Source organism: Amycolatopsis acididurans, from assembly GCF_012328925.1.
GTDB lineage: Bacteria > Actinomycetota > Actinomycetes > Mycobacteriales > Pseudonocardiaceae > Amycolatopsis_E > Amycolatopsis_E acididurans.
Window position 1 is genome coordinate 577099 of record NZ_JAAXLS010000001.1, and the last position, 25760, is coordinate 602858.

Genomic DNA, 25760 nt, shown 5'->3' on the forward strand with positions numbered 1-25760 from the left:
AGCGCCCCACGAGTCAGGACGTGCGCCGCCCCCGGCGGGCGACGGCGTCGATCGTCACGGCCGCCAGCAGCACGAGCGCGGTCACCGCGAACTTGGCCGGCGCGCTGTAGCCCTGCAGCCCCATCCCGTTGTCGATGGCGGCGATGACGAGGCCACCGAGTACCGCGTGCAGCGCCTTCCCGCGTCCGCCGAACAGGCTCGTCCCGCCGATGACCGCCGCGGCGACGGCGTAGAGCACCATCGTGCCGCCGTCGAATGCCGTGGACACCGACCGAAGCCGTGAGGCGTAGACGATCCCGGCGATGCCCGCGGTGAACGAGGCGAGTGTGAACGCGGCGGTCCGGATCGTCGCCAGGCCCACCCCGGCGCGCCGGGCAGCCTCACGGTTCCCGCCGATCGCGTAAATGTAGCGGCCGAACTGGGTGCGGTTGAGCACGAGCGTCGAGGCCGCCAGTACCGCCAGCACCACGAGCAGGACCCACGGCACCCCGCGGATGGGAACGAGGTTGCCGCGGTCGGTGTTGCACACCCACACCACCGCGACGGCCGCCGCGATCGCGATCGCGATCTTGACCAGGCTCAGGCTGGGCGGTGGCGCGACGAGACCGCTCTTGCGGCGGCGGGCGTCGCGGAACCACGTCCAGGAACCGAAAGCGACCGCGATCGCGAGCATCACGACCCAGCCCAGCAGCGGGGACAGATTGCCGCTGGCGATGCTGTTGATGATCTGGACGTTGATCGGCAGCGCGCCGCCGGTGCCGAGCAGGAACAGCATGAACGCCAGCCACGCCAGCTGACCGGCGAGCGTGACGACGAACGAGGGCAGGCCGAGCCGGGTGATGATCGTGCCCTGCAGCGCGCCGATCGCGGCGCACGAGGCGAGTGCCACCAGTATCGCGCCCCACCACGGCCAGCCGGTGGCCTGCTTGACGAGTTCGGCCATGATCACGCCGCCGACACCGGCGACGTAGCCGATGGACAGGTCGATCTCGCCGAGCAGCAGCACGTACACCTCGCCCATCGCCAGCAGCATGAAGAACGAGCCCTGCACGAGCAGGTTCACCATGTTGCCGGGACTGAGGAAGTTCGAGTTCAGCGACTGGAACAGGATCGAGATCAGCAGCAGCCCGCCGACCACGGGCAGCACGCCGCTCTCCCCGCCGCGGAAGCGGGCGTAGGCGCCCTTGAGGTAGCCGCCGAGCGAACCCGCCGCGATGTCGGGGGTCAGCGCCAGTTCGGCCTGGCGCGCGGCATCCTTGCCACGGCCGGGTTTCTCAGTCATCGCCATCGTGGGCTCCCGAGTTCAGCCGGTTGGTCCTGCCCGTGGTCATGAGGTCGACGACGGCCGCGCGGGTGAGCTGCCCGATCGGGTACACGCCGGCCAGCCTGCCCAGGTGCAGCACCGCGACGCGGTCGGCGACCCGGAACACGTCGTTCATGTTGTGCGAGATGACGATCACGGCGAGGCCCCGGTCCGCGAGCTTGCGCACCAGCTCCAGCACGACCTCGGTCTGCGCGACACCGAGCGCCGCCGTCGGCTCGTCCATGATCACGAGCTTGGAGTTCCACAGCACGGATTTCGCGATCGCCACCGACTGCCGCTGCCCGCCGGACAGCGACGCGACGGGCTGGCGGATCGAGCGCACGCTGGTCACCGCGAGACTGCGCAGTGTCTCGCCCGCGGCGATCTCCATGTTCTCCTCGTCGAGCAGCCCGCGCCGCAGCCGTTCCCGGCCCAGGAACATGTTCTGCACGATGTCGAGGTTGTCGCACAGCGCGAGGTCCTGGTACACGGTTTCGATGCCCAGTGCGGCGGCGTCGCGGGGCCCGCGCAGGTGCACGGGCCTGCCTTCCCAGAACAGCTGGCCGCCGTCCGGGGCATGGATTCCCGCGATGCATTTGATCAGGACGGACTTACCCGCCCCGTTGTCGCCGGCGAGCGCGGTGACCTGTCCCGCCGGGATGTCGAGGTCGACGTCGGCCAGTGCCTGGACCGGTCCGAAGTTCTTGCTGATGCCCCGCAGCCGGAGCAGGGGGAAATCCTGCTCCGGCGCGGTCTCCTGCGTCTGTGACACGACTGACGAAGTCACGTCTGATCTCCCGGACTGCGTTCTAGTGGATGCCGGCCTGCTGGCAGGCACTTGCGAGGTCGGAGACGCACAGGTCGGACACCTTGACCGCGGCGTCCTTGACCACCGTGGCGGCCATGTTCTGGGTGGTGACCCAGGTCGGCGTCAGCAGGCTCGAGGGCACGTCGCCGTTGGCGGTGTCGTCGTGGGTCTTGCCGTTGACCAGTCCCGCCGGAACCGGCTGGCCCGCCCGCAGGTACAGCGCCAGCGCCGCGGCGGCCTGCGCCTCCAGGTAGATCGGCTTGTACACGGTGCCGCACTGGTAGCCCTTGAGCACGTTCTGCAGGCCCGACAGCGACGCGTCCTGCCCGGTGGTCGGAATGGTGCGCGGCGGGATCTGACGGCTCTGCAGGTAGGAGATCACGGCGTTGGCGTTGTCGTCGTTCGGCGTGACCACGGTGTTGATCTCCGGGTGCGCGGTGTACTGCTGCGCGAACGTCGTCTGTGCGACCGACGGGGTCCAGGTGCCGGCCGGCTCGCCGACCTTGGTGAAGCTGCCGTCCGCGAAGTGTGACTGCAGCACGCCGTTGTAGCCCTGTGCGAACAGCTTGGCGTTGTTGTCGGTGGGGTCGCCGTCCATGACGAGCACGTTCGGCTTGGCGATCTTCCACGAGCTGACGCAGTCGACCGCGCCCTGGCCGATGAGCTGGCCGACCTTGACGTTGTCGAAGCTGACGTAGGTGCGGTCCGACGACCCGCCCTGCACCAGCCGGTCGTAGTCGATGACCTTGACGCCGTGTGCCTTGGCGTTGGCCTCGATCGCCGCGCCGGAGCCGGAGTCGAGCGCGTCGACGAGCAGCACCGACGCGCCGCCGGTGATCGCGGCCTCGGCCTGCGTCTGCATCGTCGCGGCGCTGCCCTGCGCGTTGTCGATCTTGAACTGGTCGGCGGACAGGCCGGCCGTCTGGAACGCCTTGGTGAGGTACGGCGCGTCGAAGGTCACGTAGCGCGCGGAGGTCGTGGTGTCCGGCAGCAGTACCGCGACCGAGCCCTTGCCCTGCCCGGCAAGCCCCTTCAGTTGTGCCATCGCGGAAAAGTCGCTGGTGATGTCGGTGACGGACAACTGCGGCACGGCCGCACCGCCCGACGTCGGTTGTGTGCCGGTGTTGCTCGACCCGCCACAGGCGGTGACCGCCGAAACGGCGATGAGGGCCGCGCACGTCATCGCGGCGCCCTTGACGGAAGATCTCATGGCTCTCCTCCCAGTGGTGATCTAGGTGTTTCCGCAGATTCCCCCCGCTGGCGCGCCAGGTTGAGGGGACAAAGGCCCCACGACCGGGGCGCAATGTCACCGGCGTGGCCGTCGCGGCGGAACCGGTGACCTTCGGCCCTCGCCGCACGGCGGCGGCAGGCGTGACGGTGCAGGCGAGTGAGTGACGAGGAGGAGCACATGAGGCGCCTGCGAATCCGTGACGTGATGACTCCCGACGTTCGCTCCGTGCGGCGGACGACCCCGGTGAAGGACGTCGCGGTCATCCTGGCGGGGCGGCACGTCAGTGCCGTGCCGGTCGTGGACGACGAGCGCACGGTCGTCGGGGTGGTGTCGGAGGCGGACCTGCTGCCGAAGCAGGTCCCGCCCGGCCGGTGGGCGCTGCGGCGGAGCAGGGCGCGGTACGGCGCGCGGACGGCGGAGCAGATCATGTCCGCGCCGGCGCGCACCATCGGCGCCGACGAGTCCATTGTGGAGGCCGCGCGGGTGATGACCCACGAGCACATGAAGCGTCTCCCCGTCGTCGACCGCTACGGCAAGCTGATGGGCATCGTCAGCCGCTCGGATCTCGTCGCCCTGTTCGTGCGCGATGACGAGTCGTTGCGCGAGGAGATCGTGCGCACCGTGTTCGTGGAAGTGCTCATGCTGTCCGGGAAGCAGGCCGAGGCCGCGGTGGACATCACCGACGGCGTGGCCACGCTGACGGGTGAACTGGAGCGCAAGAGCCTGGTGCCGATCGCGGTCGCGCTGACGCGCCGCGTGCCCGGTGTGGTCGATGTGGTCGACCACCTGACGTTCGCCTCCGACGACACGCACCTCAAGCCCACCGAGCCGACCAACCGCGGCATCCTGCACCGGTGACCCGGTTCAGGCGCCGGTGAGGAACTCGATGCAGGACCCGAGCGTGACCAGCCGGGGATAGTCGTCCTCGTCGATGCGGTGCCCGGTCTCGGTGGACAGCCGCTCCACGAAGGTCAGGAAGTCCATCGAGTCCAGCTCCAGCGCGTCGCGCAGGTTCTCGTCCGGGCCGAGCGCGTCCAGCTCGGTTTCCGTGGCGAATCCACGCAGCGCCTGGTAGACGTCGGCGCGGGCGGTGGTCTGGGAAGTCATAGCTCCTCCGGGTTTCGCAGCAGGGTGGCCAGTGTGGTGAGCAGGCGGGCGCCGGTGGCGCCGTCGCTGGCGCGGTGGTCGCCCGCGAGCGTCGCGGTGACCAGCGGCCGGATTCCGAGCAGGCCGTCCACGGCCCAGGGCCGCTCGGCGATCGCCCCGAAACCGACCAGTGCGACCTGGGGCGGGTAGATCACGCCCTGGACGGACTCCACACCCAGATCGCCGAGGTTGGTGACGGTGATCGTCGCGCTCGTCAGCTCGGACGAGCGAAGCCTGCCGGACCGGGCGCGGGAGACCAGATCGCGCAGGCGGCGCATCAGCTCGCCGAGCGGCAGCGTGTCGGCCGCGCCGAGTGCGGGCGCGATAAGACCGCCGCCGCGCAACGAGATCGCGACGCCGAGGTTGACCTCGTCCGCGGCGTGGAAGGCGTCGTCGGTCCAGAACCCGTTGAGCTGCGGCACCGTGCGGACCGCGAGCGCGGTCGCCCTGAGCAGCAGGGCGGCGGGAAGGACCCGGTCACCGACGGGCACGCGGCGGTTGTGTTCGCGCAGCCATGCCGTCGCCGGGCCGAGATCGATCGTGGCCGACAGGTAGTAGTGCGGGATTTCGCGTTTCGACCGCGCCATGAGCGCGGCGATGGCCTGGCGCATCGCGGAGTCGTCACGCCGGGCCGGCTCGCGGCCGCCCTGTGCGGCGGCGGCCCGGATTTCGCGGGCCCGCACGAGGGGAGCGTCCACGGTGGCGAGGTCGACGCCCAGCTCCTTGGCGAGGCGGCGGGCGTAGGGAGTCACCTTGCGGCGCGGCGGGGCCAGCGCGTGCTCGACGTCGGTGCGCGTGATGGCGCCGTCGCGGCCGGTGCCGTGCACGGTCGCGAGATCGACACCCGCGTGCGCGGCGAACGTGCGCACCGGCGGCGACGCGAGCGGCGGTTTCGGGCGTGCGGGCGCCTTGGCCGGTTCGGCGTGCGGCGGGGGAGCGGGCGCGGGCCTCGGCTGCTCCGCCACGGGAACTGCTTCGGGCGGCGCTGCGGGCGGGGTGGCCTTCGAGGGCGTCGCCTCGGCGGGGGCAGCCTTCGGTTCCGGCGCGGGGGTGACCGGCGCCGCCGCGGGCTTCGCCGTCGCCGCGGCTTCGTCGGTGATGGTCGCCAGCGGGGTGCCGACCGGAACCTTCTCACCCTCGGGCACGAGCAGTTCGCCGATGCGGCCGCTGGCGAAGCATTCCACGTCGACCGCGGCCTTCGCCGTGTCCACGACCGCGACGACGTCACCCTTGTGCACCGTGTCGCCCGGCTTGACCAGCCATTCGAGCACCGTGCCCTCGGTCATGTCGGCACCCAGCGACGGCATCCGGAACTCGGCCATCTCAGCTCACCGCCCGGACCGCCGCGGCGACCACATCGGCCCGCTGCGGCAGTGCCGCGTCCTCGAGTTGTTTGGCATACGGGATCGGCACCTCGGCCGTGCACACGCGCTCGATGGGCGCGTCCAGCTCGTAGAAAGCGTTTTCCGCGGCCCTGGCGGCGATTTCCGCGGACAGGCTGCCACTGCGCCAGCCCTCGTCCACGATCACCAGCCGGTGCGTGCGCGCGACCGACGCCAGGATCGCGTGCTCGTCGAGCGGGCGCAGTGTGCGCAGGTCGATCACCTCGGCGTCGATCTCGCGCTCCGCCAGTTCGTCGGCCGCCTCCAGCGCGGTGTGCAGGGTTCCGCCGTAGGTGACGACGGTGACGTCCTTGCCCGCGCGGCGTACGGCCGCGCGGTCGATCGGGACCGCGCCCGCGTCATCGTCGAGGTCGCCCGCCATGGAGTAGAGCGAGCCGTGTTCGAAGATCAGCACCGGATCCGGATCGGCGAGCGCGGTCCACAGCATGCCGCGCGCGTCTTCGAGCGTCGCGGGTGCGAGGATCTTCAGCCCGGGGATGTGCGCGTACCAGCCTTCGAGGCTGTGCGAATGCTGCGCGGCCAGCTGCCGCCCCGCGCCCGTCGTCATCCGGATCACGAGCGGCACGTTGAGCTGCCCGCCCGACATGTGCAGCAGCGTCGCCGCGTTGTTCATGATCTGATCCAGCGCCAGCAGGCTGAAGTTGACCGTCATGATCTCGACGATGGGCCGCATCCCGGCCAGTGCGCTGCCGATACCGGCGCCCACGAACGCCGACTCCGACAGCGGGGTGTCGCGGATGCGCTCGGGGCCGAACTCCTCCAGCAGGCCCAGGCTCACCCCGAAACACCCGCCGTAGGCGCCGACGTCCTCGCCCATCAGGAACACACGGTCGTCGCGGGTCATCGCGTCGCGGATGCCCTCGCGCAGCGCCTCGCGGTAGGTGGTCTTGGTCATGACTGCTCCGAGTAGACGAACCTGGTCAGTTCCTCCGGCGGCTCCAGCGGGCCCTGCTCGGCGGCGGCGACGGCGGCGTCGATCTCGGCGTCCACTTCGGACTCCACTGCCGCGATGTCCTTGGCGGTGACGCGGTCCTCGGCGCGCAGTGTCGCGGCGAGCGCGGGCAGTGGATCGCGCTCCTTCCAGCGTCGCACCTCGGCCTTGTCGCGGTAGCGTTCCGCGTCGTACATCGAATGCGCGCGGAACCGGTAGGTGCGCAGCTCCAGAAAGTGCGGCCCGGCACCGGCGCGGATCGCCTCCACCGCGTGGTCCACCGCGTCGGCGACCTCGAGCGCGTTCATCCCGTCGACCGGCCAGGACGGCACCCCGTAGGACGCGGCGTGCACCGCCAGATCGGTCTCCGACTGGGCCCGTTTGAGCGCGGTGCCCATCGCGTAGAGGTTGTTCTCGCACGCGAACAACAGCGGCAGCCGCCACAGCGCGGCGAGGTTGAGCGATTCGTGGAACTCGCCCTCGGACACCGCCCCGTCGCCGAACAGGCACACCGTCACCAGCGGCCTGCCGCGCATCGCGTCGGCCAGCGCGAATCCGGTCGCGACCGGCAGCCCGCCGCCCACGATCGCGTTGCCACCGTAGAAGCGGCGGCCGGCGTCGAACAAGTGCATCGACCCACCACGCCCGTGACTGCAGCCCGTGGTCCTGCCGTACATCTCGGCCATCACCGCCGCCATCGGGATCCCGCGGGCCAGCGCGTGCCCGTGCTCGCGGTAGGTCGACACCACGTTGTCCTCCGGGCCGATGCCCTGCATCACCCCGGCCGCGACGGCTTCCTCGCCGATGTAGAGATGCATGAACCCGCGGATCGCGGTGGCGCTGTACAGCTCGACACAACGCTCCTCGAACCGGCGGATGCGCGTCATCTGCCGCAGCAGCTCCATCCGCTTCTTCGCGCGGGCGCTCCGCTCGCTCATGACGCACCCTCCAAAGTAGACACATCACCTTCCGGCAGGCCGAGCTCCCGCGCCTTGAGCAGGCGCCGCAGCACCTTGCCACTGCGCGTGTGCGGCAGGCTCTGCCGGAACTCGATCTCCTTGGGTGCGACCGCGCCGAGCGCCTTGCGCCCGAAGGCCAGCAGCTCCAGTTCCAGCGCCTCGCCCGGCGGATAGCCCTCGTGCAGCGTCACGAACGCCTTGACGAGTTCGCCCGCGACCGGATCGGGTTTGCCGATCACGCCGGCCTCCGCGACCGCCGGATGCGCCATCAGTGCGCTTTCCACCTCGAACGGGCCGACCAGGTGCCCGGCGGACTTGATGACGTCGTCGGCGCGGCCGACGAACCAGTAGTAACCGTCGGCGTCGCGGCGCGCGATGTCGCCGGTGAGGTACCACTCGCCCGCGAAGGACTTCGCGTAGCGCGCCGGATCGCGCCAGTAGCCGCGGAACATGGAGGGCCAGCCACGCCGCAGTGCCAGCTCGCCCTCCGCGCCGGGGTCGGTCAGCGGCGTGACCTCGCCGTGCCGCACGAGCGCGCGGCCGTCTTCGCCGCGGAGCACCACGCACGCGTCGATCCCGGGCAGCGGCAGGCCCATCGACCCCGGCCGGACCTCCTCGCCCGCGAAGTTGCTGATCATGATCGCGCCGGTTTCGGTCTGCCACCAGTTGTCGTGCACGGGAAGGCCCAGCGCGTCCTGGCCCCACACCACCGCCTCGGGGTTGAGGGGCTCGCCGACGCTGGCGACGAACCGCAGCGCGGAAAGGTCGTACTGGCGGGCGAGATCCGCGCCCTGCCGCATCAGCATCCGCAGCGCGGTCGGCGCGGTGTACCAGACCGACACGCGCTGTGCGGCCAGCACCGAGTACCAGCGCCGCGCGTCGAAGTCGCCCTCGTCGCTGACGAGCGTGAGCCCGTGTGTGAGCGGGGCGATCACGCCGTAGGACATCCCGGTGACCCAGCCGGGGTCGGCGGTGCACCAGAACACGTCGCCCGGGTGCAGGTCCAGCGCGTACTTCGCGGTCACGTAATGGGCGAGCACGGCCTCGTGCACGTGCACCGCGCCCTTCGGCGTGCCGGTCGTGCCGCTGGTGAAGTGCAACAGTGCCGGATCCTCCGGCGCGGTCGGCTCGATGTCGAACGACGGCGCTTCCGCGGCGAGCGCGGGCGCCAGTGCGAGCGTGCCGGGCCCGTCCTCGTCCCCGGTGACCAGCACGTGCCGCAATGCCGGCACGGAATCGCGGATCGCGGCGACCTTGCGGCGGTACAGCTGCGGGGCCGTCACCAGCACCGAGGCCTCGCCGATGCGCAGCCGCTGCCGCACCGGTTCGGGGCCGAACGCCGAGAACAACGGGGAGACGACGCACCCGGCCTTGAGCGCGCCCAGCACGGCGACATACAGCTCCGGCACCCGGCCCAGCAGCGTGAAGACCCGTTCGCCGGGAGCCACCCCGAGCCGGCGGAGCAGCCCCGCGAACCGGTTGGCGCGCTCGGCCAGCTCGGCATAGGTGTAGTCGTGGGCGACGTCGTGGCGATCCACCCAGCGCAACGCGACCCGGTCGCCGTGCTCGGAGACATGCCGGTCGACCGCCTCGTAGGCGATGTTCAGCCCGCCACCGGGCAGGCCGGACAACGCCGCGCGCTCGGCGGTCCAGCTGAAGCCGGCACGGGTTCGCGCGTAGTCCACGAGATTCGTGGCCTCGCGGACCGCACGCGGTTTCGGGATCGGCGTCCACGCCATGGCAGCACCTCCACGTTCGCTGCGGCGACGATCCCGCGCCCGCCGGTACGCGGGGCAGGGCTGACCGTCCTTCCCGGCGGGGCACAAGGTCCCTCACCACCCGTCGCACGCACCGGGGCCTTTCTGCTCTGGGACAGCGCGACGGCGGCGGCCAGGCTCAACGGAAAATCCTGCTCCAGAAGGGCTGCCGGACCATGACAACGTTGAGCATCATCAAGGCCGACACCGGCGGTTTCGTCGGGCATTCAGCGGTGCATCCCGAGATGCTGGCCGTGGCCGAGGAGGCGTTGCGCGAGGCGGTGAGCGACGGGCTGATCCTCGACGGTCACGCCGACTCGTGCGGCGACGACATCTCGCTGATCATGACGCACGAGCACGGTGCGGACAGCGAGCGGATCCACGGCTTCGCGTGGCAGTTGTTCCAGCGCACCACCGGAATCGCGCAGCGGCTCGGCCTTTACGGCGCCGGCCAGGACCTGCTCTCCGACGCCTTCAGCGGCAACCTGCGCGGCATGGGGCCGGGGTACGCGGAGCTGGAGTTCACCGAGCGGCCGAGCGAACCGGTGATCTGCTTCCTCGCCGACAAGACCGAACCGGGCGCGTGGAACCTGCCGCTGTACAAGATGTTCGCCGACCCGTTCTCCAGCGCGGGGCTGGTGATCGACGCGAAGATGCACGCCGGCTTCTCCTTCGAGGTCTACGATCTCTACGAGGAGAAGCGCATCGTCTTCGACACCCCCGCGCAGAGTTACGACCTGCTCATGTACATCGGCGCACCCGCCCGCTACGTCGTGCACAGCGTGTCCTCGATCAGCACGGGCGTGCTCGCCGCCGCGACCTCCACACAGCGGTTGTCGCTCATCGCGGGCAAGTACGTCGGCAAGGACGACCCGGTGATGATCGTGCGGGCGCAGTCGGGCCTGCCCGCGGTGGGTGAGGTGCTGGAGCCCTTCGCGTTTCCCTACACCGTCGCCGGATGCATGCGCGGTTCACACCACGCGCCGATCATGCCGGTGTCGCGCGCGCAGGCCCACCCGGCACGCTTCGACGGCCCGCCACGGGTGGTCGCGCTGGGATTCCAGATCAAGAACGGCAAGCTGATCGGTCCCCGGGACCTGTTCGACGACCCGTCCTTCGACCGCGCCCGGGCGCAGGCGAACGAGGTCATGGACTACCTGCGCCGCCAGGGCCCGTTCGAACCGCACCGGCTCGCGCTGGAGGACCTGGAGTACACCACGATGCACGCGCTGGAACAGCGCCTGGCCGACCGCTGGGAAGCGATGCCCGGCGTCGCCGCCCCCGCCGCGCACTGACCGGCACGCCACGAGCCCGCCGCGCGAATTCGCGCGGCGGGCTCGTCGTTACTTGATCCAGACGCCGCTGTCGACCACCCAGATGCCGCCCGCGCCCTCGTGGGCGGGCTGGCGGAGCTGGAGCGAGACGACGCGGCCGTCGGCGGGATTGGTCACCTCGGCGGTGTGCGGATCGGCGAGCGCGACGTCGGGGTTGTTCCACCCGAACCGGGTCAGCACGAACGTCGCGGCGACCGAGGCCGCGTCGATCCGCCACGGCTGGTGACCCTGATCGACCGAGTCCTGCAGGGCATCGGCATCGTGTGCCGACATTCCCTCACCGGCGAAGGTCGTGCCGGCCGCCGGGCCCTGCTGTGCCGTCGTGGGCGTCGTCTTGACCGTCGTGGTGGTTCTCGGCGGCGTCGTCGCCTGCGTGGTGGTGGCGCTCCCCGGTGCCGGCGAGGTCGTCGTGGTCGTGGCGGGCGGGGCCTGGGTGTTACCGCCGCAGGCGCCGATCAGCGCGGCCAGCGCGATCGCCGTGACGGCGATTCTGATCGCGCCGCTCATCGCAGGTAATTCGCGACGAGCTCGACGAGGTCGAGGGTGCGGTTGGCGTAGCCCCATTCGTTGTCGTACCAGCCGAAAACCTTCGCCAGATGGCCCTCGGTCCTGGTCAGGCCCGCGTCGAACACGCACGATGCCGGATCGCCCACGATGTCGCGGGACACGACCGGCGCCTCGGTGTAGCGCAGGATCGGCTTGAACGGGCCGGCAGCCGCGTTCGCGAACGCGCGGTTGACCTGCCCCACGGTCACCGGCTCGTCCAGCTCGACCGCGAGGTCGGTGAGCGAGCCGTCCTCCACGGGTACGCGCACCGCCACCCCGTCGAGTTTGCCCGCCAGATCCGGGATGACCTCACCGATCGCGCGGGCCGCGCCGGTGCTGGTGGGGATCAGGTTCACCGCCGCCGACCGGGCCCGCCGCAGGTCCTTGTGCGGGCTGTCGAGCAGCTGCTGGTCGTTGGTGTAGCTGTGAATCGTGGTCATCAGCCCGCGCCGCACCCCGAAGGCGCGGTGCAGCACCATCACCATCGGCGCCACGCAGTTCGTGGTGCAGGACGCGTTCGAGATGACGTGGTGGCGCTCCGGATCGTAGATGTCGTCGTTGATCCCGATGACGATGGTGGCGTCGACGTCCTTGCCGGGCGCGGACACGATCACCTTGCGCGCGCCCGCGGCCAGGTGCGCGGCGGCCGCCTCGCGCGTGCGGAACCGTCCGGTGGACTCGACCACGACGTCCACGCCGAGTTCGCCCCACGGCAGGCGCGCGGGCTCCGGTTCGCGGGTGACGCGGATGCGGTGCCGCCCGACCCGGATGATGCCGTCGTCCTCGTCGAGGACGACCGGGACTTCCAGCGGGCCGAACGTCGAGTCGAACTCCAGCAGGTGCGCCAGAGTCGCGGCCGAGGTGACGTCGTTGACCCCGACCACCTCGACATCGCTGTCGGGCTGGTCGAGGACGCAGCGCACGATGTCGCGCCCGATCCTGCCGAAACCGTTGATACCTAACCGTGTCGCCATGGATGTCTCCTCCGTTGGGTGCTGGCCCGAGCGTGCTGCGGCCGCCGCGGGCGCGGGAAGGATCGTTCGGCCGCGGCGAGCGGGACTTTGGGCCTGTCAGTCGGTGATGTCGGCGAGCGCGACCGTGGCCTCGGCGAGGCCCTTCGCGATGACGCGCGTGCCGTGCGCCTCGTCGAGCAGCTCTTCGACGTCGCGGTTGTCGGCGAGGTAGACGGCGGTGAACCGGCGGAATCCACGGGCGAGCGCGGCTTCGGCGAGCATCCGCAGCAACGCGGTCGCCAGCCCTGCCCGCCGCCAGTCCGGCGCGACCACCACGGCGACCTCGGCCACCCCGGGACGTCCGGTGTCCTCGTACCGGGCCACCGCCACGCCGAGTCCATTGTGGTCGGTCGCGACGAGCGCGAACCGGTGCACGTAGTCGAGTTCGGTCAGATAACGCAGCAATGCGGGCGTGACCTTCGGTGGGGCACCGCAGAACCTGCGGTACAACGTGTCCGGGTCGGCATGGCGCAGCGCGTCGCCGAGTTCCCCGGCGTCCTCGGGGGTCAGCGGTGCGACGAAGACCTCGCGCCCGTCGCGCAGCCGCAGGGTGCGCCGGAACTCCTCCGGCGGCACGGCGGGTGGCATCCGGTCTTCCCTCCCAAAGTCACCGCGATCGGGGCCTTGCTGCCCCAGCCCCGGTCCGCACGGGCGGTCTTGGCTTGGCGGACATGACACTGATTTGGCTCATCGTGTGGCTGATCATGGGAACCCCGGCCGTGCAGTCGTGGGGACCGTGGAACGACTGGGGCATCGCGTTGTTCGTGTGCCTGGCGATCGACCTGCTGGGCGCGCTCACCGCACGCGGCCGCAGGGCCGTCAGACGGTGAGGTCCTCCTGCACCGGGCCCACCAGGTAGGCGACCCTGGCCGCGAGAGCGACCGCGTGGTCGCCGAAGCGTTCGTAGAAGCGGCCGATGAGCGCCAGATCCATGGCGGTCGCCGGCTCGACCGGGGGAGTGCACTCGATCACCCGCTGCGCGAGCGTCGTCTCGAGCCGGTCCATCTCGTTGTCCTGCCGGTCCAGTTCGGCCGCCGCGGCCGGATCCCGGCTCGCCATGGCCGCCCGCGCCATCGCGGCCATGCGCTGTGCCGTCTCGCCCATCTCGGCGACGAGGGCGCGCAGCGGCTCCGGCACGACGGCCCGCGGGTGCCGCCGCTGGACGATCTCCGCGATGTGCCGCGCCAGCGCGCCCATCCGGTCCAGATCGCCGCTCATCCGCAACCCCGCCACGATCGTGCGCAGCTCGGAGGCCACCGGTTGCTGCCGCGCGATCAGCGTGACCGCGTCCGCGTCGAGCAGGCGGTGCAGCCTGGAGATCGTCTCCTCCTCGGCGGACAGCTTCCGCGCCGCGTCGATGTCGTTGTCCAGCACGGCCTGTGTCGCCTGCCGGATGGCGCCTTCGGCCAGCCCGGCCAGGTCGCCGAGGCGGTCGTGGAATCGCGCCAGTTCCTCGTGATACGCAGTGCGCATGTCGCCATCTCCTCGTGGTCGGTCGTTCAGGCCGGTTCGTCGACGGGGTGGATCGGCTTGCGGCCGAAGCGCAGGTACGCCAGCGGGCCGATGAAGTTGATCGCGATCACGAGTGCCCACGTCTCCTTCGTGCCGCGCACGGCGTCCGCCGGCCGGCGGGACAGGTCCCACCACGCACCGCCGGCGAGGCCGATCTGGACGAGCCCCGCGCCGACGATGGCGCAGCGCTCCGGGATGCTCAGTTCGGACCATTTCCGGTGTTTCATGACCGACAAGCCTGCCACCGGCGGCGCGCGCCGCGCAGGGCCGAACGTCGCACCGGGCGGGGACGTGTTGCCCTGTCGCGGGCCGCTCGCCGGGCACGAAGGTGGAGCCATGAACAGGATCGACTGGCGAGGCATGCGCGGTACCGCACGGCGCCGTCCGGTGCTGGCCTCGTTCAGCGGGCTCATCGCGATTTTCGCCTACGCCGGGGCGGCCGGGCTGATCACCGGCTCGATCGACTTCGGCGACGTGATCAACGGCCGCCTTCCCTTCGGCAGTCCGGTCTTCGGCGGCGTCGCGCTCGCCGTGATCGTGGGGGTCCCGATGACCGCCGTGACCTACTTCGGCAGCAAGCGGGACACCCGCACCAGCCCGGCGGCGGTGGTCGCGGGGACGCTGCTCGTCGGCTGGATCGTGGTCGAGATCGGGTTCGTGCGCAGCTACAGCTGGCTGCAACCGGTCTGCGCCTTCGCCGGGCTCGCGGTGGCACTCGAGGGCTTGCGTGATCTCCGCGTCCGTGCGTCATGAAATGGCCGCGGGAAACACTGCTGCTGGCGGCGATCGCGCTGCTGCTCGCCGCGGGCGGCGCCGTCTGGCCGTCCACCCCGATGCTCGCCGACATCCTGTGGGGCCTCGCGGACGGCACCGCGCTGGTGCCCGCGATCGTCTGGGTCGCCAAGGATCTGCGTGCGCACCGCTGGGGCGCCGATCTGCTCGCCGTGCTGGCGCTGGCGAGCACGCTCGCCGTCGGTGAGTTCCTCGCGGGCGCCATCATCGCCCTCATGGTCGCCACCGGGCGACTGCTCGAAGCGGCCGCGCAGCGCCGCGCGGGACGTGATCTGTCGGCGCTGCTCGAACGCGCGCCCACCACCGCCCACCTGCGTCGCGACGGACAGCTGGACACCGTCGAGGTGGGCCTGGTCGCCGCCGGCGACCAGGTTGTCGTGCTGCCCGGCGAGATCGTGCCCGTGGACGGGCTGCTGATCGGCGAGGGCCTGTTCGACGAGTCGGCGCTGACCGGCGAGGGCGTGCCGGTGGAACGGCACGCGGGGGAGCGGGTGCGCAGCGGCGTGGTCAACGCCGGCGTCGCCGTGGACATCCACGCGACCGCGGCGGCCGATGCCAGCACGTACGCGGGCGTGGTCGCCCTTGCCGAGCAGGCCGCCGCGGGCACCGCGCCCGTCGCGCGGCTCGCCGACCGCATCGCCACCTGGTTCCTGCCTGCCGCGCTGCTCATCGCGGGGCTGGCGTGGGCGCTGACCGGGGAGCCGGAGCGTGCGGTGGCCGTGCTGGTCACCGCCACGCCGTGCCCGCTGCTGCTGGCGGTCCCCGTCGCGATCACCGCCGGGATGTCGCGGGCGTCGCGCGCGGGTGTCGTCGTCAAGGACGGCGCCGCACTGGAGCTGCTCGGCCTCGCCCACACGCTCACGATGGACAAGACCGGCACCGTGACCGAAGGCAGGCCCGAGGTGTTCGACGTGCGGTGCGCGCCGGGCGTGACGGCCGAGGAGGCGCTCGCGGTCGCGGCCGCCGTCGAACAGTATTCGCCACACGTGCTCGCCAGTGCCGTGCTGCGCGCGGCACATCGCGCCGGAATCACCGTCACGGGTGCGGAATCGGTGTCGGAGGAACCGGGCCGCGGCGCCACCGGGCGCCTCGACGGCCACCTGGTGCGGGTGGGCCGCCGCGTCGACGGGGCCACGATGCCGGACTGGGCCCGCGGCGCCGCGCGCCGGGGACGGCTGGACCTCGCCTCGATCATCTGGGTCGAACGCGACGGCCTGCCGATCGCCGCGCTGCTGGTGCGCGACCGGATCCGCTCCGACGCCGCACGCACCATGCGCAGGCTGCGCGCGTCCGGACTGAACACCGTGGTGCTGCTGACCGGTGACCGCGTCGACAACGCCGCCGAGGTCGCCGGCCTGATCGGCGTCGACGAGGTGCGTGCCGAGGCGAGCCCGGCGGACAAGATCGAACGCGTGCGCGCCGAGCACGAGCGAGCCGTGACGGTGATGGTGGGCGACGGGGTGAACGACGCGCCCGCGCTCGCCGCCGCGGACGTAGGCATCGCACTGGGCTCCCGCGGGTCCACCGCGGCCGTGCGGGCGGCGGACGCCGTCATCGTGGACGACCGGATCGACCGGCTCGCCGATGCCGTGGAGATCGCCCGCCGGACGCGGCGCCTTGCCGTGCAGAGCGCGGGAATCGGCACGGCATTGTCGTTGCTGGCGATGGCGGCCGCGGCCTTCGGCTGGCTGGTCCCGGTCGCCGGCGCGGTCGTGCAGGAGGCGATCGACGTCGCCGTGATCCTCAACGCGCTGCGAGCGCTGCGCCGGCACCGGCGGCTATCCGGGCCGGACGCCCTGCTGCGGCGTTTTTCCCACGAGCACGAGGAACTCATGCCCGCGCGCGCCGCCGTCCGGCAGGCCGCCGACGCGCTCGGTGAAGGTCCTGGCCCGGCCGCCGACGCCGCGGTCCGGCGCGCGTACCGGTTGCTGACCGAACGGGTGCTGCCGCATGAACTGGCCGAGGAGACCGAGCTCTACCCGGTGCTGGGGGAGGTGCTGGGCAGTCCGGAAGGGACGGTCACGATGAGCCGGGCGCACGCGGAGATCCAGCGGCTCGTGCGCCGTCTCGGCAGGCATCTGGCCGAATCCCCGCATGCGATCCAGCCCGATCAGCTCGACGATCTGCGCGCGACGCTGTACGGCCTCGACGCGATCCTGACGCTGCACTTCGCGCAGGAGGAAGAAGCGTATTTCACGCTCTCTTCCGCGGGAGGAGAAGGACATGGACATGGGCATGGGTAACGGACTGCCGCCGCTGATCGAGCGGGCGGTCGAGGCCGCGACACGGGCGCCGTCCGCGTACAACACACAGCCGTGGCGCTTCCTCATCGACGGCGACCGTATCGACGTGGTGCTGGACCGCGCCCGGGTGCTCGGGGTGGCCGATCCGGACGCCCGCGAGGCCCGGCTGTCCTGCGGCGCGGCCGTGTTCAACCTGTGCGTTTCGTTGCGGGCCAACGGAAGGCGCGCGCCGGTGCGGCTGCTGCCGGACCGCCTCCAGCCCGACCTGCTGGCCGCGATCACGATCGAGGGTGAGCACGAGCCCTCCGCCGCCGATCACGCACTCGGCAAGGCCGTGCCGAGGCGGCACACCAACCGCAGGCCCTTCTTCGAGCGTGCGGTGCCCGCGCACGCGCGCCGGGAACTGGACAAGGCCGCCGCCGCGAGCGGTGCCCGGCTGGCGCTGATCGAGGCCTCCGCGCGCTATGACGCGATCGCCGTGCTCACCCGGCGCGCCGAGCACATCCAGGCGACCGACGAACGGTTCCAGGCCGAGACCGAATACTGGACCGGGCGGCCTGCCGGGCACACCGACGGGGTGCCCGCGCACGCCGCCGGTCCGCCGCCGGACCCCGACGGCGCGCTGCGGTTGCGCCCGTTCCGGGGTGGCGAAACGCTGCCCGCGCGTCCCTACGAGCAGCAGCCCCTGCTGGCCGCGCTGCTCACCACGGCGCCGGGTCCGCGCGCCGAGATCCAGGCTGGGATGGCGCTGCAGCACGTGCTGCTGACCGCCACGACGCTCGGGCTGGCCGCGTCGTTTCTGTCCCAGCCGCTGGAGGTGCCGGCGACCTGCCGGGCGGTCGCGGATCTCTTCCGCGCCGAGGGGACCGTGCACGCCCTGCTGCGCATCGGATACGGCCATCCGGCCGCGCCGATCCCGCGGCGTCCGGTGGCCGAAGTCGTGACCGTGCGAGACAACACCAGGAGGTAGCCATGAGCTTTTTGGGAATCGCGATCGTGCGTCAGTACCAGCGGGGCGTGGTGTTCCGGTTCGGCCGGATCCGCCCGGTACGGGAACCGGGTATCCGGTTCATGATCCCGCTCGTCGACCGGATGCGGAAGGTCAGCCTGCGGACGGTGACTATGCCGATCCCGTCGCAGCAGGTCATCACCAAGGACAACGTGTCCATCGGCGTGGCCGCGGTGGCCTACTTCCGCCGCGTCGACCCGGTGCGCTCGATCGTCGCGATCGAGAACGTGGAGGACGCGATCAGCCAGATCGCGCAGACGACCGTGCGCAACGTCGTCGGCCGCTCGCATCTGGACGACGTGCTCTCCGAGACGGAGAAACTCAACGAGTCGATCAAGGACATCCTGGACACCACCACGGAACGGTGGGGTGTGCTCGTCGAACTGGTGGAGCTGAAGGACATCGAGCTGCCGCAGTCGATGCAGCGCGCGATGGCACGCGAGGCCGAGGCCGAGCGCGAGAAGCGCGGCAAGATCATCGCCGCCGAGGGCGAGGCGTTGTCGGCGGGCAAGCTCGCCGAAGCCGCCGACGTCATCCAGCGCCACCCGGTGGCGCTGCAGCTGCGGAACCTGCAGGTGCTCAACGAGATCGCGATCGAGAAGAACTCGACGATCGTGTTCCCGGCACAGCTGATGGACAGCTTCCGCACCCTGCGCTCCTTTGTGGACGGCGAGGCCGTTTCCCAGGGCCGATGACGGCACTGCACACCGATCTGTACGAGATCCGGATGGCGGCGAGCTACCTGCGCCGCGGCATGACCGAGCCCGCGACCTTCAGCCTGTTCGTCCGGGACCTGCCCGGGGACCGGGGTTTCCTGGTGGCCGCGGGACTCGCCGACTGCCTGTCGTTTCTGGAAAGCCTGTACTTCGACGAGAGCGAACTGGCCTATCTCCGCGACACGGTGCACCTGAGGGAGTCCGATGTGGACGCGCTCGGGCGCATCCGGTTCCGCGGCGAGGTGTGGGCGCCGCCGGAGGGCACGATCGTGTTCCCCGGCGAGCCGCTGCTGGAGGTCACCGCGCCACTGCCGCAGGCGCAGCTCGTGGAGACCGCGATGCTCAACCACTTGACCTTCCAGTCCACGGTGGCGACCAAGGCCGCCCGCTGCCGGCTCGCGGCGGCGGGCGCGGAGCTGGTGGACTTCGCCGCGCGCCGCACCCACGGTCCCGGCGCGGCGTTCGCGGTGGCACGGGCGTGCGCGCTGGCCGGGTTCGGCGGCACCAGCCACGTCGCCTCGGCGCGCCGGTTCGGGTTGCGCCCGGTCGGCACGATGGCGCACTCCTACATCCAGGCCTTTCCCGGTGAGATCGAGGCTTTTCGGGCGTTCGCCGAGGACTTCCCGGACAACACGGTGTTCCTGGTGGACACCTACGACACGATCACCGGTGTGCGCGCCGCGATCGACGTGGCGCGCGCGGCCGGGATACCGGACGAGCGGGCCGGGATCCGGCTCGACTCCGGCGATCTGCTCGCGCTGGCCCGGCAGGCGCGGCGCCTGCTCGACGACGCCGGGATGACGCGGTCGGTGATCATGGCCAGCGGCGGGCTCGACGAGTACGAGCTGAGCAGGCTCACCGCCGCGGGTGCCCCGATCGATTCCTACGGTGTCGGCACGAAGGTCGGGGTGTCGGCCGACGCGCCGGCGCTGGACAGCGCGTACAAGCTCGTCGAATACGCGGGCAGGCCGGTGATGAAGCTGTCCTCGGGCAAGGCCACGCTTCCCGGTGCGAAACAGGTTTTCCGCACCGCGCCTGGCGAGCCGGACGTGCTCGCGTCGCGCGACGAGCCGGTGCCGCGCGGGCACCGGCCGCTGCTGGTGCCGGTCATGCGGAACGGGCGCAGGCTGCGCGGCAGCGACTCGCTCGCCGACGCGCGCCGCCGCTTCGAGCGCGATCTGCGGTGGCTGCCCGAATCCGCCCGGCGGCTGCGCGGCCCGCGCCCGGTCGAGGTGCGCCGCTCGGCGCACCTCGAGGACCTCACCGCGCGGGTGCGGGCGGCGGCCAGGGCGCTGAACTCACCCCGGTGAACTCGCGGCGCCGGCCTTGGCGTGCGCTGCTTCGGCCAGTGCCGCGATATCGCGCTCGACGGCCTCGGCGAGCAGGTGCGTCTTCGGCGCGCTGTCCAGATCCGCGGTGATGCCGAAGGACATCCGGTCCCGGTAGGTCAGCACGGCGATCCCCGTGCGCAGGCGCAGCGCGATCGGCACGTACGGATAGAGTTCGGCGATCTCGCGGCCCAGCACCGACAGGCTGCCGCGGGGTCCCGGCACGTTCGTGGTGACGGTGACGATGTTGCGCTGCGGCAGTTTCGCCGCGGCGCGCACCGCCCATGCGACCGGCGCGAACGGCCCCCACTGGGCCGAGGTGGTGACGGCGAGACCGGCCTGGGCTTCCTTGTGTGCCTTGAGCACCGCGAGCCTGCGGTGCACCGCCACCAGCCGCAGCACCGGATCCGGGAGGTCGACCGGCAGCAACGGCAGCATCAGCGACACCTGGTTGTCCATCGCGGCCGGTTCGCCGCTGCGGACCGAGACGGGCACGAGGGTGCGCAGGCTGTTCGGCGCCGGTTCCTCGCCCCGGTCGAGCAGCACCGTGCGGAACGCGCCGCTGACGGCGGCGAGCACCACGTCGTTGACCGTGACGCCGAACGCCTTGGCGATCCCGACGATCTCGGGCAGCGACGCGTGCGCGAGTTCGTAGTGCCGCAGATGCCCGATCGGACCGGACAGCGACGAGGGACTGACCGGAATCAGCGCCGAAGCCAGCGCGCCCAGCCCCTGCGCCGCCTCGGTCACCCGCCCGGCCAGTTTCCGTGGCGCGGCCAGTCCGCGCCCGAGCAGCCGCAGCTCGCTCAGGGGAGTGGTGACCAGCGAGCGCAGCGACTCCGCCAGCGACCGCACGGCACCGGGTTCGGCCTCGGGTTCGGCGGGCCGCGGTGGTAGTTCGTGCTCGCGGAAGAACACCTCGTGCAGGATGTTGCCGGAGACACCGTCGGTCATGCAGTGGTGCAGTTTGGACACGATGGCCCAGCGGCCGTGCTCGAGTCCCTCGATCACCCAGCATTCCCACAGCGGGCGGGCGCGATCGAGCCGTTCGGACATGATCAGCCCGATCACGTCGCACAGCGCGCCCTCGTCGCCGGGCGCGGGCAGCGCGATCCGGCGGAAGTGGTGCGTGGGGTCGAAACCGGCGTCCTCGACCCATCTCGGCGGGCCGAGATCGAGCGGCACGTGCCGGACCCTCTGCCGGTAGCGGGGAACCATGGGTAGCAGCGCGGTGAACGCGGCGACGATCTCGTCCTGTTCGGGCGCGGGGCCCTCGGCGACGGCGATCGACGCGATGGCCAGCGCGGCCTCCGGGTCCTCGTCCTCGATTTCCAGGAACGCCGCGTCGAGCGGGGTGAGTCGTTCCATGGATCCTCCTCGGTGCGCGATCACGCCGGGACGTGCTGGCCGCCCAGCGCGCTCAGTTCCAGCGCGCGGGCGAGGTCGTCCGTGCTGACGGTGCCGGTGAGCCTGCCGTCCTCGACGACCAGCAGCAGGCCGGTGCCGCGCCGCACGGGAGTCTTGGTCAGCACGTCGGCGACCTTGTCCTCGGGTGCGGCGAAGCGGGCCGGCGTGCGGCACGCGTCGGACACGCGGGTGACCAGCCGTTGTTGCGGGGTCAGCCGGGCCAGTTCGGCGAGGCTGACGACGCCGACCGCCTGGCCGTCGAAGGAGACCACCGGGAACACGCGCCGCCGTGCCGTGGCGGCGTCGTGCGTCACGAACGCTTCGACGGTCCACCAGCCGGGTGCGGTGACGGGATGGGGGTCCATGATCGCGCGCAGCCGCAGATCGCCGAGCTGCTGCCGTGCCAGCCCGCCGGTGACCTCGGCCTGCGCGGCGGCCATCAGGAACCAGCCGATGAACGCCAGCCACAGCCCGGTGAGCTGTGCCATGAAGAACGTCTCCGCCAGGCCGACGATGACGAGGGCGACGCCGAGGCCCTGCCCGGTCAGCGCCGCGACCCGGACCGCGCGCATGCGGTCGCCGGTGCCCTTCCAGACCGCCGCGCGCAGCACGCGCCCGCCGTCGAGCGGTGCGCCGGGCAGCAGGTTGAACATCCCGAGGATCAGGTTGGTGATGCCCAGCCAGGCCAGGCCGGTTCCGGCGAGCACGGGCAGCACGTCGCCGGTGAGATAGGCCAGGCCGATGCTCGCGCCGCCGATGAGCAGGCTGGTCACCGGACCGGATCCGGCGATGACCAGATCGGCCCTCGGGCTCGGCGGCTCGCCCTCCAGTTCGGCCATACCGCCGAGCATCCACAGCGTGATGCGCTTGACCTTCATGCCGTAGTGGCGTGCGAAGACCGCATGGGTCAGCTCGTGCGCGAGCAGCGACGCCAGGAACAGCACGGCGGTGACGACCGCGGTGACCCAGTACCACAGCGCGGGCTGGCCGGGCGCGGAAGCGGGCAGCACGGACTCGCCGAGCAGCCAGGAAATCAGCGCCAGCACGATCGCGACCGACCAGTGCGCCCCGACGGCGACACCGGCGTAGCGCCCCAGTGGAAACGCGGAACGGAACATGCTCCGATGGTGCGCGCCCGCCGCCACCAGGGCGTAGGGCCTAAGTTCCCCTCGTGCGGAGCCGAAAGCCCGCGCCGGGCCCGGCACCGTCGCTCAAGCGTCCGATGTGGACAGATGTGGGGTCGTTGGTCACCTGTTCCGGTGCCCATCGGCTGTCGTGACCGGCCCCGGCGAGCCCAACCCTGGAAGTGACCAAAGACCTTGGGGTGAAGTGATGACCGACATCATCGCGGCGGAGGGCGACGTCGCATTCGACCCGACCGAGCAGATCGACCGTCTGCTGCGGGACGTGCGAAGCTCCCGCAGCGGCCTGACCGAGCGGGAAGCGCAGCGCCGGCTCATCCACGCGGGCCGCAACGAACTGCGGCGCCGCGGCGGCAGACGATGGCCGCGGGAGCTGGCACGCCAGGTCACGCATCCGCTCGCGCTGTTGCTGTGGGCCGCGGCCGGGCTCGCGTGGGCGGTGGGGATCCACCCGGTGGGAATCGCCATCGTGGTGGTCATCGTGATCAACGCGGCCTTCGCGTTCGTGCAGGAGCGGCACGCCGAACGAGCCGTCGAAGCGCTGGCGGCGTTCCTGCCGATGCGGGCGAAGGTCGTACGGGACGGCCAGGAACGCGAGATCGAGGCCGCGGACCTGGTTCCCGGCGACGTGCTGGCGATCTCCGAAGGCGACCGGATCTCCGCCGACGCGCGGCTGCTCGACGGCGGCATCGAGGTGGACATGTCCGCGCTGACCGGCGAATCGCTGCCGGTGTTCCGTTCCGCGGAGCTCACCGACGGTCACCTGCCGTTGCAGCAGGCGCGGGATCTGGTGTTCAGCGGCACTACGTGCACGGAGGGCGAGGCCCGCGCGGTCGTGTTCGCCACCGGTATGCGCACCGAACTCGGCCGGATCGCGGCCCTGTCCGAGCGGGTGGAACAGGACGAGAGCCCGCTGGAGAAGCAGGTCCGCCGGGTCGCGTGGCTCATCGCGCTGATCTCGGTGCTGCTGGGGGTGGCCTTCATCCCGGTGGCGACGTTCGGAGCGGGGCTGTCGTTTCTCAACGCGGTGGTCTTCGCGGTCGGGCTGCTGGTGGGCAACGTGCCCGAGGGGCTGCTGCCGGTCATCACGCTGGCGCTGGCGATCGGGGTGCGGGGGCTGGCCCGGCGGGGTGCCGTGGTCAAACGGCTCAGCGCGGTGGAGACGCTGGGCTCGACGGACGTGATCTGCACGGACAAGACCGGCACGCTCACCGAGAACCGGATGCGGGTCACGGCGATCGCCACCACGAGCGGCACCCACGATCCGGCCGGCCCGTCCTCCTCCGACGTGGCGCTGGCGCGCCTGGCCTGGGCGGCGGCGTGGTGCAACAACGCGCGGGCCGGCGGAATCGGCGATCCGACCGAGATCGCGCTGCTCGACGCCGCCGTCGCACTCGGGCACCCGGTGGACGCGCACGAGCGGGAGGCGGGGCGGCTGCGCCAGTTCCACTTCGACCCCGCCCGCAAACGGATGTCCACAGTGGACCAGCGCGACGGCGCGACGTGGATCTCCACCAAGGGCGCGCCGGAAATGGTGCTGCCACTGTGTTCGGGCGAACTCGAACCCGGCGGCCGGACGCATGCGCTGACCCTGTCGCGGCGCGCCGAACTGAGTGAGCTGGTCGACGGGTGGGCACGCAAGGGACTACGCCTGCTCGCGGTCGCCGAGCGCCGGCTGGACGCGGGCGAAGCGGTGCCCGCCGATCGCGACCGGGCGGAGCGGGATCTGGTGCTGCTGGGCGTCGTGGCGATGGTGGACCCGCCCCGGCCGGAAGTGGCCGACGCCGTGACCCGCTGCCACGAGGCCGGAATCCGGATCATCGTCATCACCGGCGATCACGGGCTGACCGCCGCCGCGATCGCCGAACAGGTCGGCATCACCCGTGGCGATCCGACGGTAATCAACGGCGAGGAACTCGAGAAGATGAGCGAGGACGAGCTCGACGCGCTGCTCGCGGGCCGCGGCGAGCTCATCTTCGCCCGGTCCTCGCCGGAGGCCAAGCTGCGCATCGCGGACGCCCTGCGCGATGCCGGGCACGTCGTGGCGATGACCGGCGACGGCGTGAACGACGCCCCGGCCCTGCGGCGCGCCGACATCGGGGTGGCGATGGGCCGTTCGGGCACCGACGTCGCCCGCGAGGCCTCGACGATGGTGCTCACCGACGACAACTTCGCCACGATCACTGCGGCCGTGCAGGCCGGGCGCCGGGTCTACGACAACATCCGCAAATTCATCTTCTACATCTTCGCCCATGCCACGCCGGAAATCGTCCCGTTCCTGGTGTTCGCGTTGTCCGGTGGCAAGGTGCCACTGCCGCTGACCGTGTTGCTGCTGCTCGCGTTCGACGTCGGTACCGAAACCCTGCCCGCGCTCGCGCTGGGCCGTGAACCCGCCGAACCGGGCCTGATGCGGCGTTCGCCTCGCGGCCGCGACGAATCGGTGATCCGGGGCTCGATGCTGCTGCGCGCGTGGTTGTTCCTCGGCATCATCAGCGCCGCACTGGCGATGGCCGGGTTCTTCTACGTCCTGCTGAAGGCGGGCTGGCACCCCGGCGACCCCACCGGTACCGGCGCGCCGCTGCACCACGCGTATCTGCAGGCCACCACGATGACGTTCCTCGGGATGGTGACAGGCCAGATCGGCACCGCGTTCGCCGCGCGCACCGAGCGCGCCTCGCTGCGCTCGATCGGCGTGTTGTCGAATCCGCTGCTGCTGTGGGGCATCCTGTTCGAACTGGCGCTGGCGGCGCTGATCATCTACGTGCCGCCGTTCCAGGCCGCGCTCGGCACCGCGGCACTGACCCCGGACATGCTCGCCTTCGCCGCGCCGTTCCCGGTCATCGTGTGGGGCGCCGACGAGATCCGGCGCTGGCTGCTGCGGTCGACGCCGATGTTTGGCACCACCGGGCGGGTGGGTAGTAGGTCCCGCACAACCGAGGAGGTGCTCGCCATGGCAGGCGATGACAAGATGCAGAACAAGGCCGAAGAACTCAAGGGCCGCGCCAAAGAGGCGGCCGGCGACGCCACCGGCAACGAGCAGTGGCAGGCCGAGGGCAAGGGTGACCAGGCCAAGGGCAACATCAAGCAGGCGGGCGAGAAGATCAAGGACGCCGCGAAGGGCGTCTTCGGCGACGATAAGGATCGCTGACCGCTGTCGCGGCCGGCGATGAGTTCGGCGGA

The 25760-nt window shown here is 71.4% G+C and carries 24 protein-coding genes; 9 read left to right on the top strand and 15 right to left on the bottom strand.

Features of this window, described 5'->3' with window-relative positions:
* Window positions 1-13: 13 nt before the first annotated feature.
* From HFP15_RS02875 to HFP15_RS02885, 3 genes are read right to left on the bottom strand one after another with little or no spacing between them, the layout of a single operon-like run.
* The gene (locus HFP15_RS02875) at window positions 14-1288 is read right to left on the bottom strand and encodes a sugar ABC transporter permease (protein WP_168511009.1); all 1275 of its coding nucleotides are present in this window, start codon (window positions 1286-1288) and stop codon (window positions 14-16) included.
* Window positions 1275-2090, bottom strand: a complete 816-nt coding sequence (locus HFP15_RS02880) for an ATP-binding cassette domain-containing protein (protein ID WP_312871418.1) — start codon at window positions 2088-2090, stop codon at window positions 1275-1277. The genes HFP15_RS02875 and HFP15_RS02880 overlap by 14 nt, the downstream gene beginning before the upstream one ends.
* 22 nt (window positions 2091-2112) lie before the next feature.
* A complete protein-coding gene (locus HFP15_RS02885) occupies window positions 2113-3321 on the bottom strand; it encodes a sugar ABC transporter substrate-binding protein (protein WP_168511011.1) in 1209 nt (402 codons plus the stop codon).
* 198 nt (window positions 3322-3519) lie between these two features.
* Between HFP15_RS02885 and HFP15_RS02890 the strand changes: the two genes are divergently transcribed.
* The gene (locus tag HFP15_RS02890; RefSeq protein WP_168511013.1) at window positions 3520-4200 is read left to right on the top strand and encodes a CBS domain-containing protein; all 681 of its coding nucleotides are present in this window, start codon (window positions 3520-3522) and stop codon (window positions 4198-4200) included.
* A 6-nt stretch (window positions 4201-4206) separates the two neighbouring features.
* Here the strand turns inward: HFP15_RS02890 and HFP15_RS02895 are convergent, their stop codons facing one another.
* From HFP15_RS02895 to acsA, 5 genes are read right to left on the bottom strand one after another with little or no spacing between them, the layout of a single operon-like run.
* Window positions 4207-4449, bottom strand: coding sequence for an acyl carrier protein (locus HFP15_RS02895; RefSeq protein WP_168511015.1), 243 nt, complete (start codon window positions 4447-4449; stop codon window positions 4207-4209).
* Window positions 4446-5810 (bottom strand): dihydrolipoamide acetyltransferase family protein, encoded by a 1365-nt coding sequence (locus HFP15_RS02900; protein ID WP_168511017.1) that lies wholly within the window; start codon window positions 5808-5810, stop codon window positions 4446-4448. The genes HFP15_RS02895 and HFP15_RS02900 overlap by 4 nt, the downstream gene beginning before the upstream one ends.
* A 1-nt stretch (window position 5811) precedes the next feature.
* Window positions 5812-6786 (bottom strand): alpha-ketoacid dehydrogenase subunit beta, encoded by a 975-nt coding sequence (locus HFP15_RS02905; RefSeq protein WP_168511019.1) that lies wholly within the window; start codon window positions 6784-6786, stop codon window positions 5812-5814.
* Window positions 6783-7760 (bottom strand): pyruvate dehydrogenase (acetyl-transferring) E1 component subunit alpha, encoded by a 978-nt coding sequence (gene pdhA, locus HFP15_RS02910; protein ID WP_210716628.1) that lies wholly within the window; start codon window positions 7758-7760, stop codon window positions 6783-6785. The genes HFP15_RS02905 and pdhA overlap by 4 nt, the downstream gene beginning before the upstream one ends.
* Window positions 7757-9520 (bottom strand): acetate--CoA ligase, encoded by a 1764-nt coding sequence (gene acsA, locus HFP15_RS02915; protein WP_168511021.1) that lies wholly within the window; start codon window positions 9518-9520, stop codon window positions 7757-7759. Before acsA ends, pdhA begins: the two co-directional genes overlap by 4 nt.
* Before the next feature lie 194 nt (window positions 9521-9714).
* Between acsA and fbp the strand changes: the two genes are divergently transcribed.
* Window positions 9715-10833 carry a fructose-1,6-bisphosphate aldolase/phosphatase gene (gene fbp, locus HFP15_RS02920; RefSeq protein ID WP_168511023.1) on the top strand — a complete coding sequence of 373 codons (1119 nt, stop codon included), beginning with the start codon at window positions 9715-9717 and terminating at the stop codon, window positions 10831-10833.
* A 48-nt stretch (window positions 10834-10881) separates the two neighbouring features.
* Here the strand turns inward: fbp and HFP15_RS42110 are convergent, their stop codons facing one another.
* The 3 genes from HFP15_RS42110 to HFP15_RS02935 form a co-directional block, all read right to left on the bottom strand.
* A complete protein-coding gene (locus HFP15_RS42110; protein WP_210716629.1) occupies window positions 10882-11379 on the bottom strand; it encodes a hypothetical protein in 498 nt (165 codons plus the stop codon).
* Entirely contained in the window at window positions 11376-12392 is a 1017-nt protein-coding gene (gene gap / locus HFP15_RS02930; protein WP_168511025.1) for a type I glyceraldehyde-3-phosphate dehydrogenase, read from the bottom strand. The genes HFP15_RS42110 and gap overlap by 4 nt, the downstream gene beginning before the upstream one ends.
* 96 nt (window positions 12393-12488) lie before the next feature.
* Window positions 12489-13019 carry a GNAT family N-acetyltransferase gene (locus tag HFP15_RS02935; RefSeq protein ID WP_168511027.1) on the bottom strand — a complete coding sequence of 177 codons (531 nt, stop codon included), beginning with the start codon at window positions 13017-13019 and terminating at the stop codon, window positions 12489-12491.
* Window positions 13020-13102: 83 nt separating this feature from the next.
* On the opposite strand from HFP15_RS02935, the gene HFP15_RS02940 reads away from it, so the two are divergent.
* Entirely contained in the window at window positions 13103-13261 is a 159-nt protein-coding gene (locus tag HFP15_RS02940) for a hypothetical protein (protein ID WP_168511029.1), read from the top strand.
* Here HFP15_RS02940 and phoU read toward each other — a convergent pair.
* Both phoU and HFP15_RS02950 read right to left on the bottom strand, forming a co-directional pair.
* The gene (gene phoU / locus HFP15_RS02945; protein WP_168511031.1) at window positions 13251-13904 is read right to left on the bottom strand and encodes a phosphate signaling complex protein PhoU; all 654 of its coding nucleotides are present in this window, start codon (window positions 13902-13904) and stop codon (window positions 13251-13253) included. The genes HFP15_RS02940 and phoU overlap by 11 nt on opposite strands.
* A gap of 26 nt (window positions 13905-13930) precedes the next feature.
* Window positions 13931-14170: a PLDc N-terminal domain-containing protein gene (locus tag HFP15_RS02950; RefSeq protein WP_168511033.1), complete on the bottom strand. Its 240-nt coding sequence runs from the start codon at window positions 14168-14170 to the stop codon at window positions 13931-13933.
* A 109-nt stretch (window positions 14171-14279) separates the two neighbouring features.
* On the opposite strand from HFP15_RS02950, the gene HFP15_RS02955 reads away from it, so the two are divergent.
* From HFP15_RS02955 to HFP15_RS02975, 5 genes are read left to right on the top strand one after another with little or no spacing between them, the layout of a single operon-like run.
* Entirely contained in the window at window positions 14280-14696 is a 417-nt protein-coding gene (locus tag HFP15_RS02955; protein ID WP_168511035.1) for a hypothetical protein, read from the top strand.
* Entirely contained in the window at window positions 14693-16978 is a 2286-nt protein-coding gene (locus HFP15_RS02960) for a heavy metal translocating P-type ATPase (protein WP_168511037.1), read from the top strand. The genes HFP15_RS02955 and HFP15_RS02960 overlap by 4 nt, the downstream gene beginning before the upstream one ends.
* Window positions 16959-17948, top strand: coding sequence for an Acg family FMN-binding oxidoreductase (locus HFP15_RS02965; protein WP_246271261.1), 990 nt, complete (start codon window positions 16959-16961; stop codon window positions 17946-17948). Before HFP15_RS02960 ends, HFP15_RS02965 begins: the two co-directional genes overlap by 20 nt.
* A gap of 2 nt (window positions 17949-17950) precedes the next feature.
* Entirely contained in the window at window positions 17951-18682 is a 732-nt protein-coding gene (locus HFP15_RS02970) for a slipin family protein (protein WP_168511039.1), read from the top strand.
* Window positions 18679-20013 carry a nicotinate phosphoribosyltransferase gene (locus tag HFP15_RS02975; RefSeq protein WP_168511041.1) on the top strand — a complete coding sequence of 445 codons (1335 nt, stop codon included), beginning with the start codon at window positions 18679-18681 and terminating at the stop codon, window positions 20011-20013. The genes HFP15_RS02970 and HFP15_RS02975 overlap by 4 nt, the downstream gene beginning before the upstream one ends.
* On the opposite strand, the gene HFP15_RS02980 is transcribed toward HFP15_RS02975, so the two are convergent.
* Window positions 20002-21399: a wax ester/triacylglycerol synthase family O-acyltransferase gene (locus HFP15_RS02980; RefSeq protein WP_168511043.1), complete on the bottom strand. Its 1398-nt coding sequence runs from the start codon at window positions 21397-21399 to the stop codon at window positions 20002-20004. The genes HFP15_RS02975 and HFP15_RS02980 overlap by 12 nt on opposite strands.
* Before the next feature lie 20 nt (window positions 21400-21419).
* Entirely contained in the window at window positions 21420-22556 is a 1137-nt protein-coding gene (locus HFP15_RS02985) for a site-2 protease family protein (RefSeq protein WP_168511045.1), read from the bottom strand.
* Between the two features lie 214 nt (window positions 22557-22770).
* Here HFP15_RS02985 and HFP15_RS02990 point away from each other — a divergent pair, with 214 nt between their 5' ends.
* The gene (locus tag HFP15_RS02990; protein WP_210716630.1) at window positions 22771-25728 is read left to right on the top strand and encodes an HAD-IC family P-type ATPase; all 2958 of its coding nucleotides are present in this window, start codon (window positions 22771-22773) and stop codon (window positions 25726-25728) included.
* Window positions 25729-25760 lie beyond the last annotated feature (32 nt).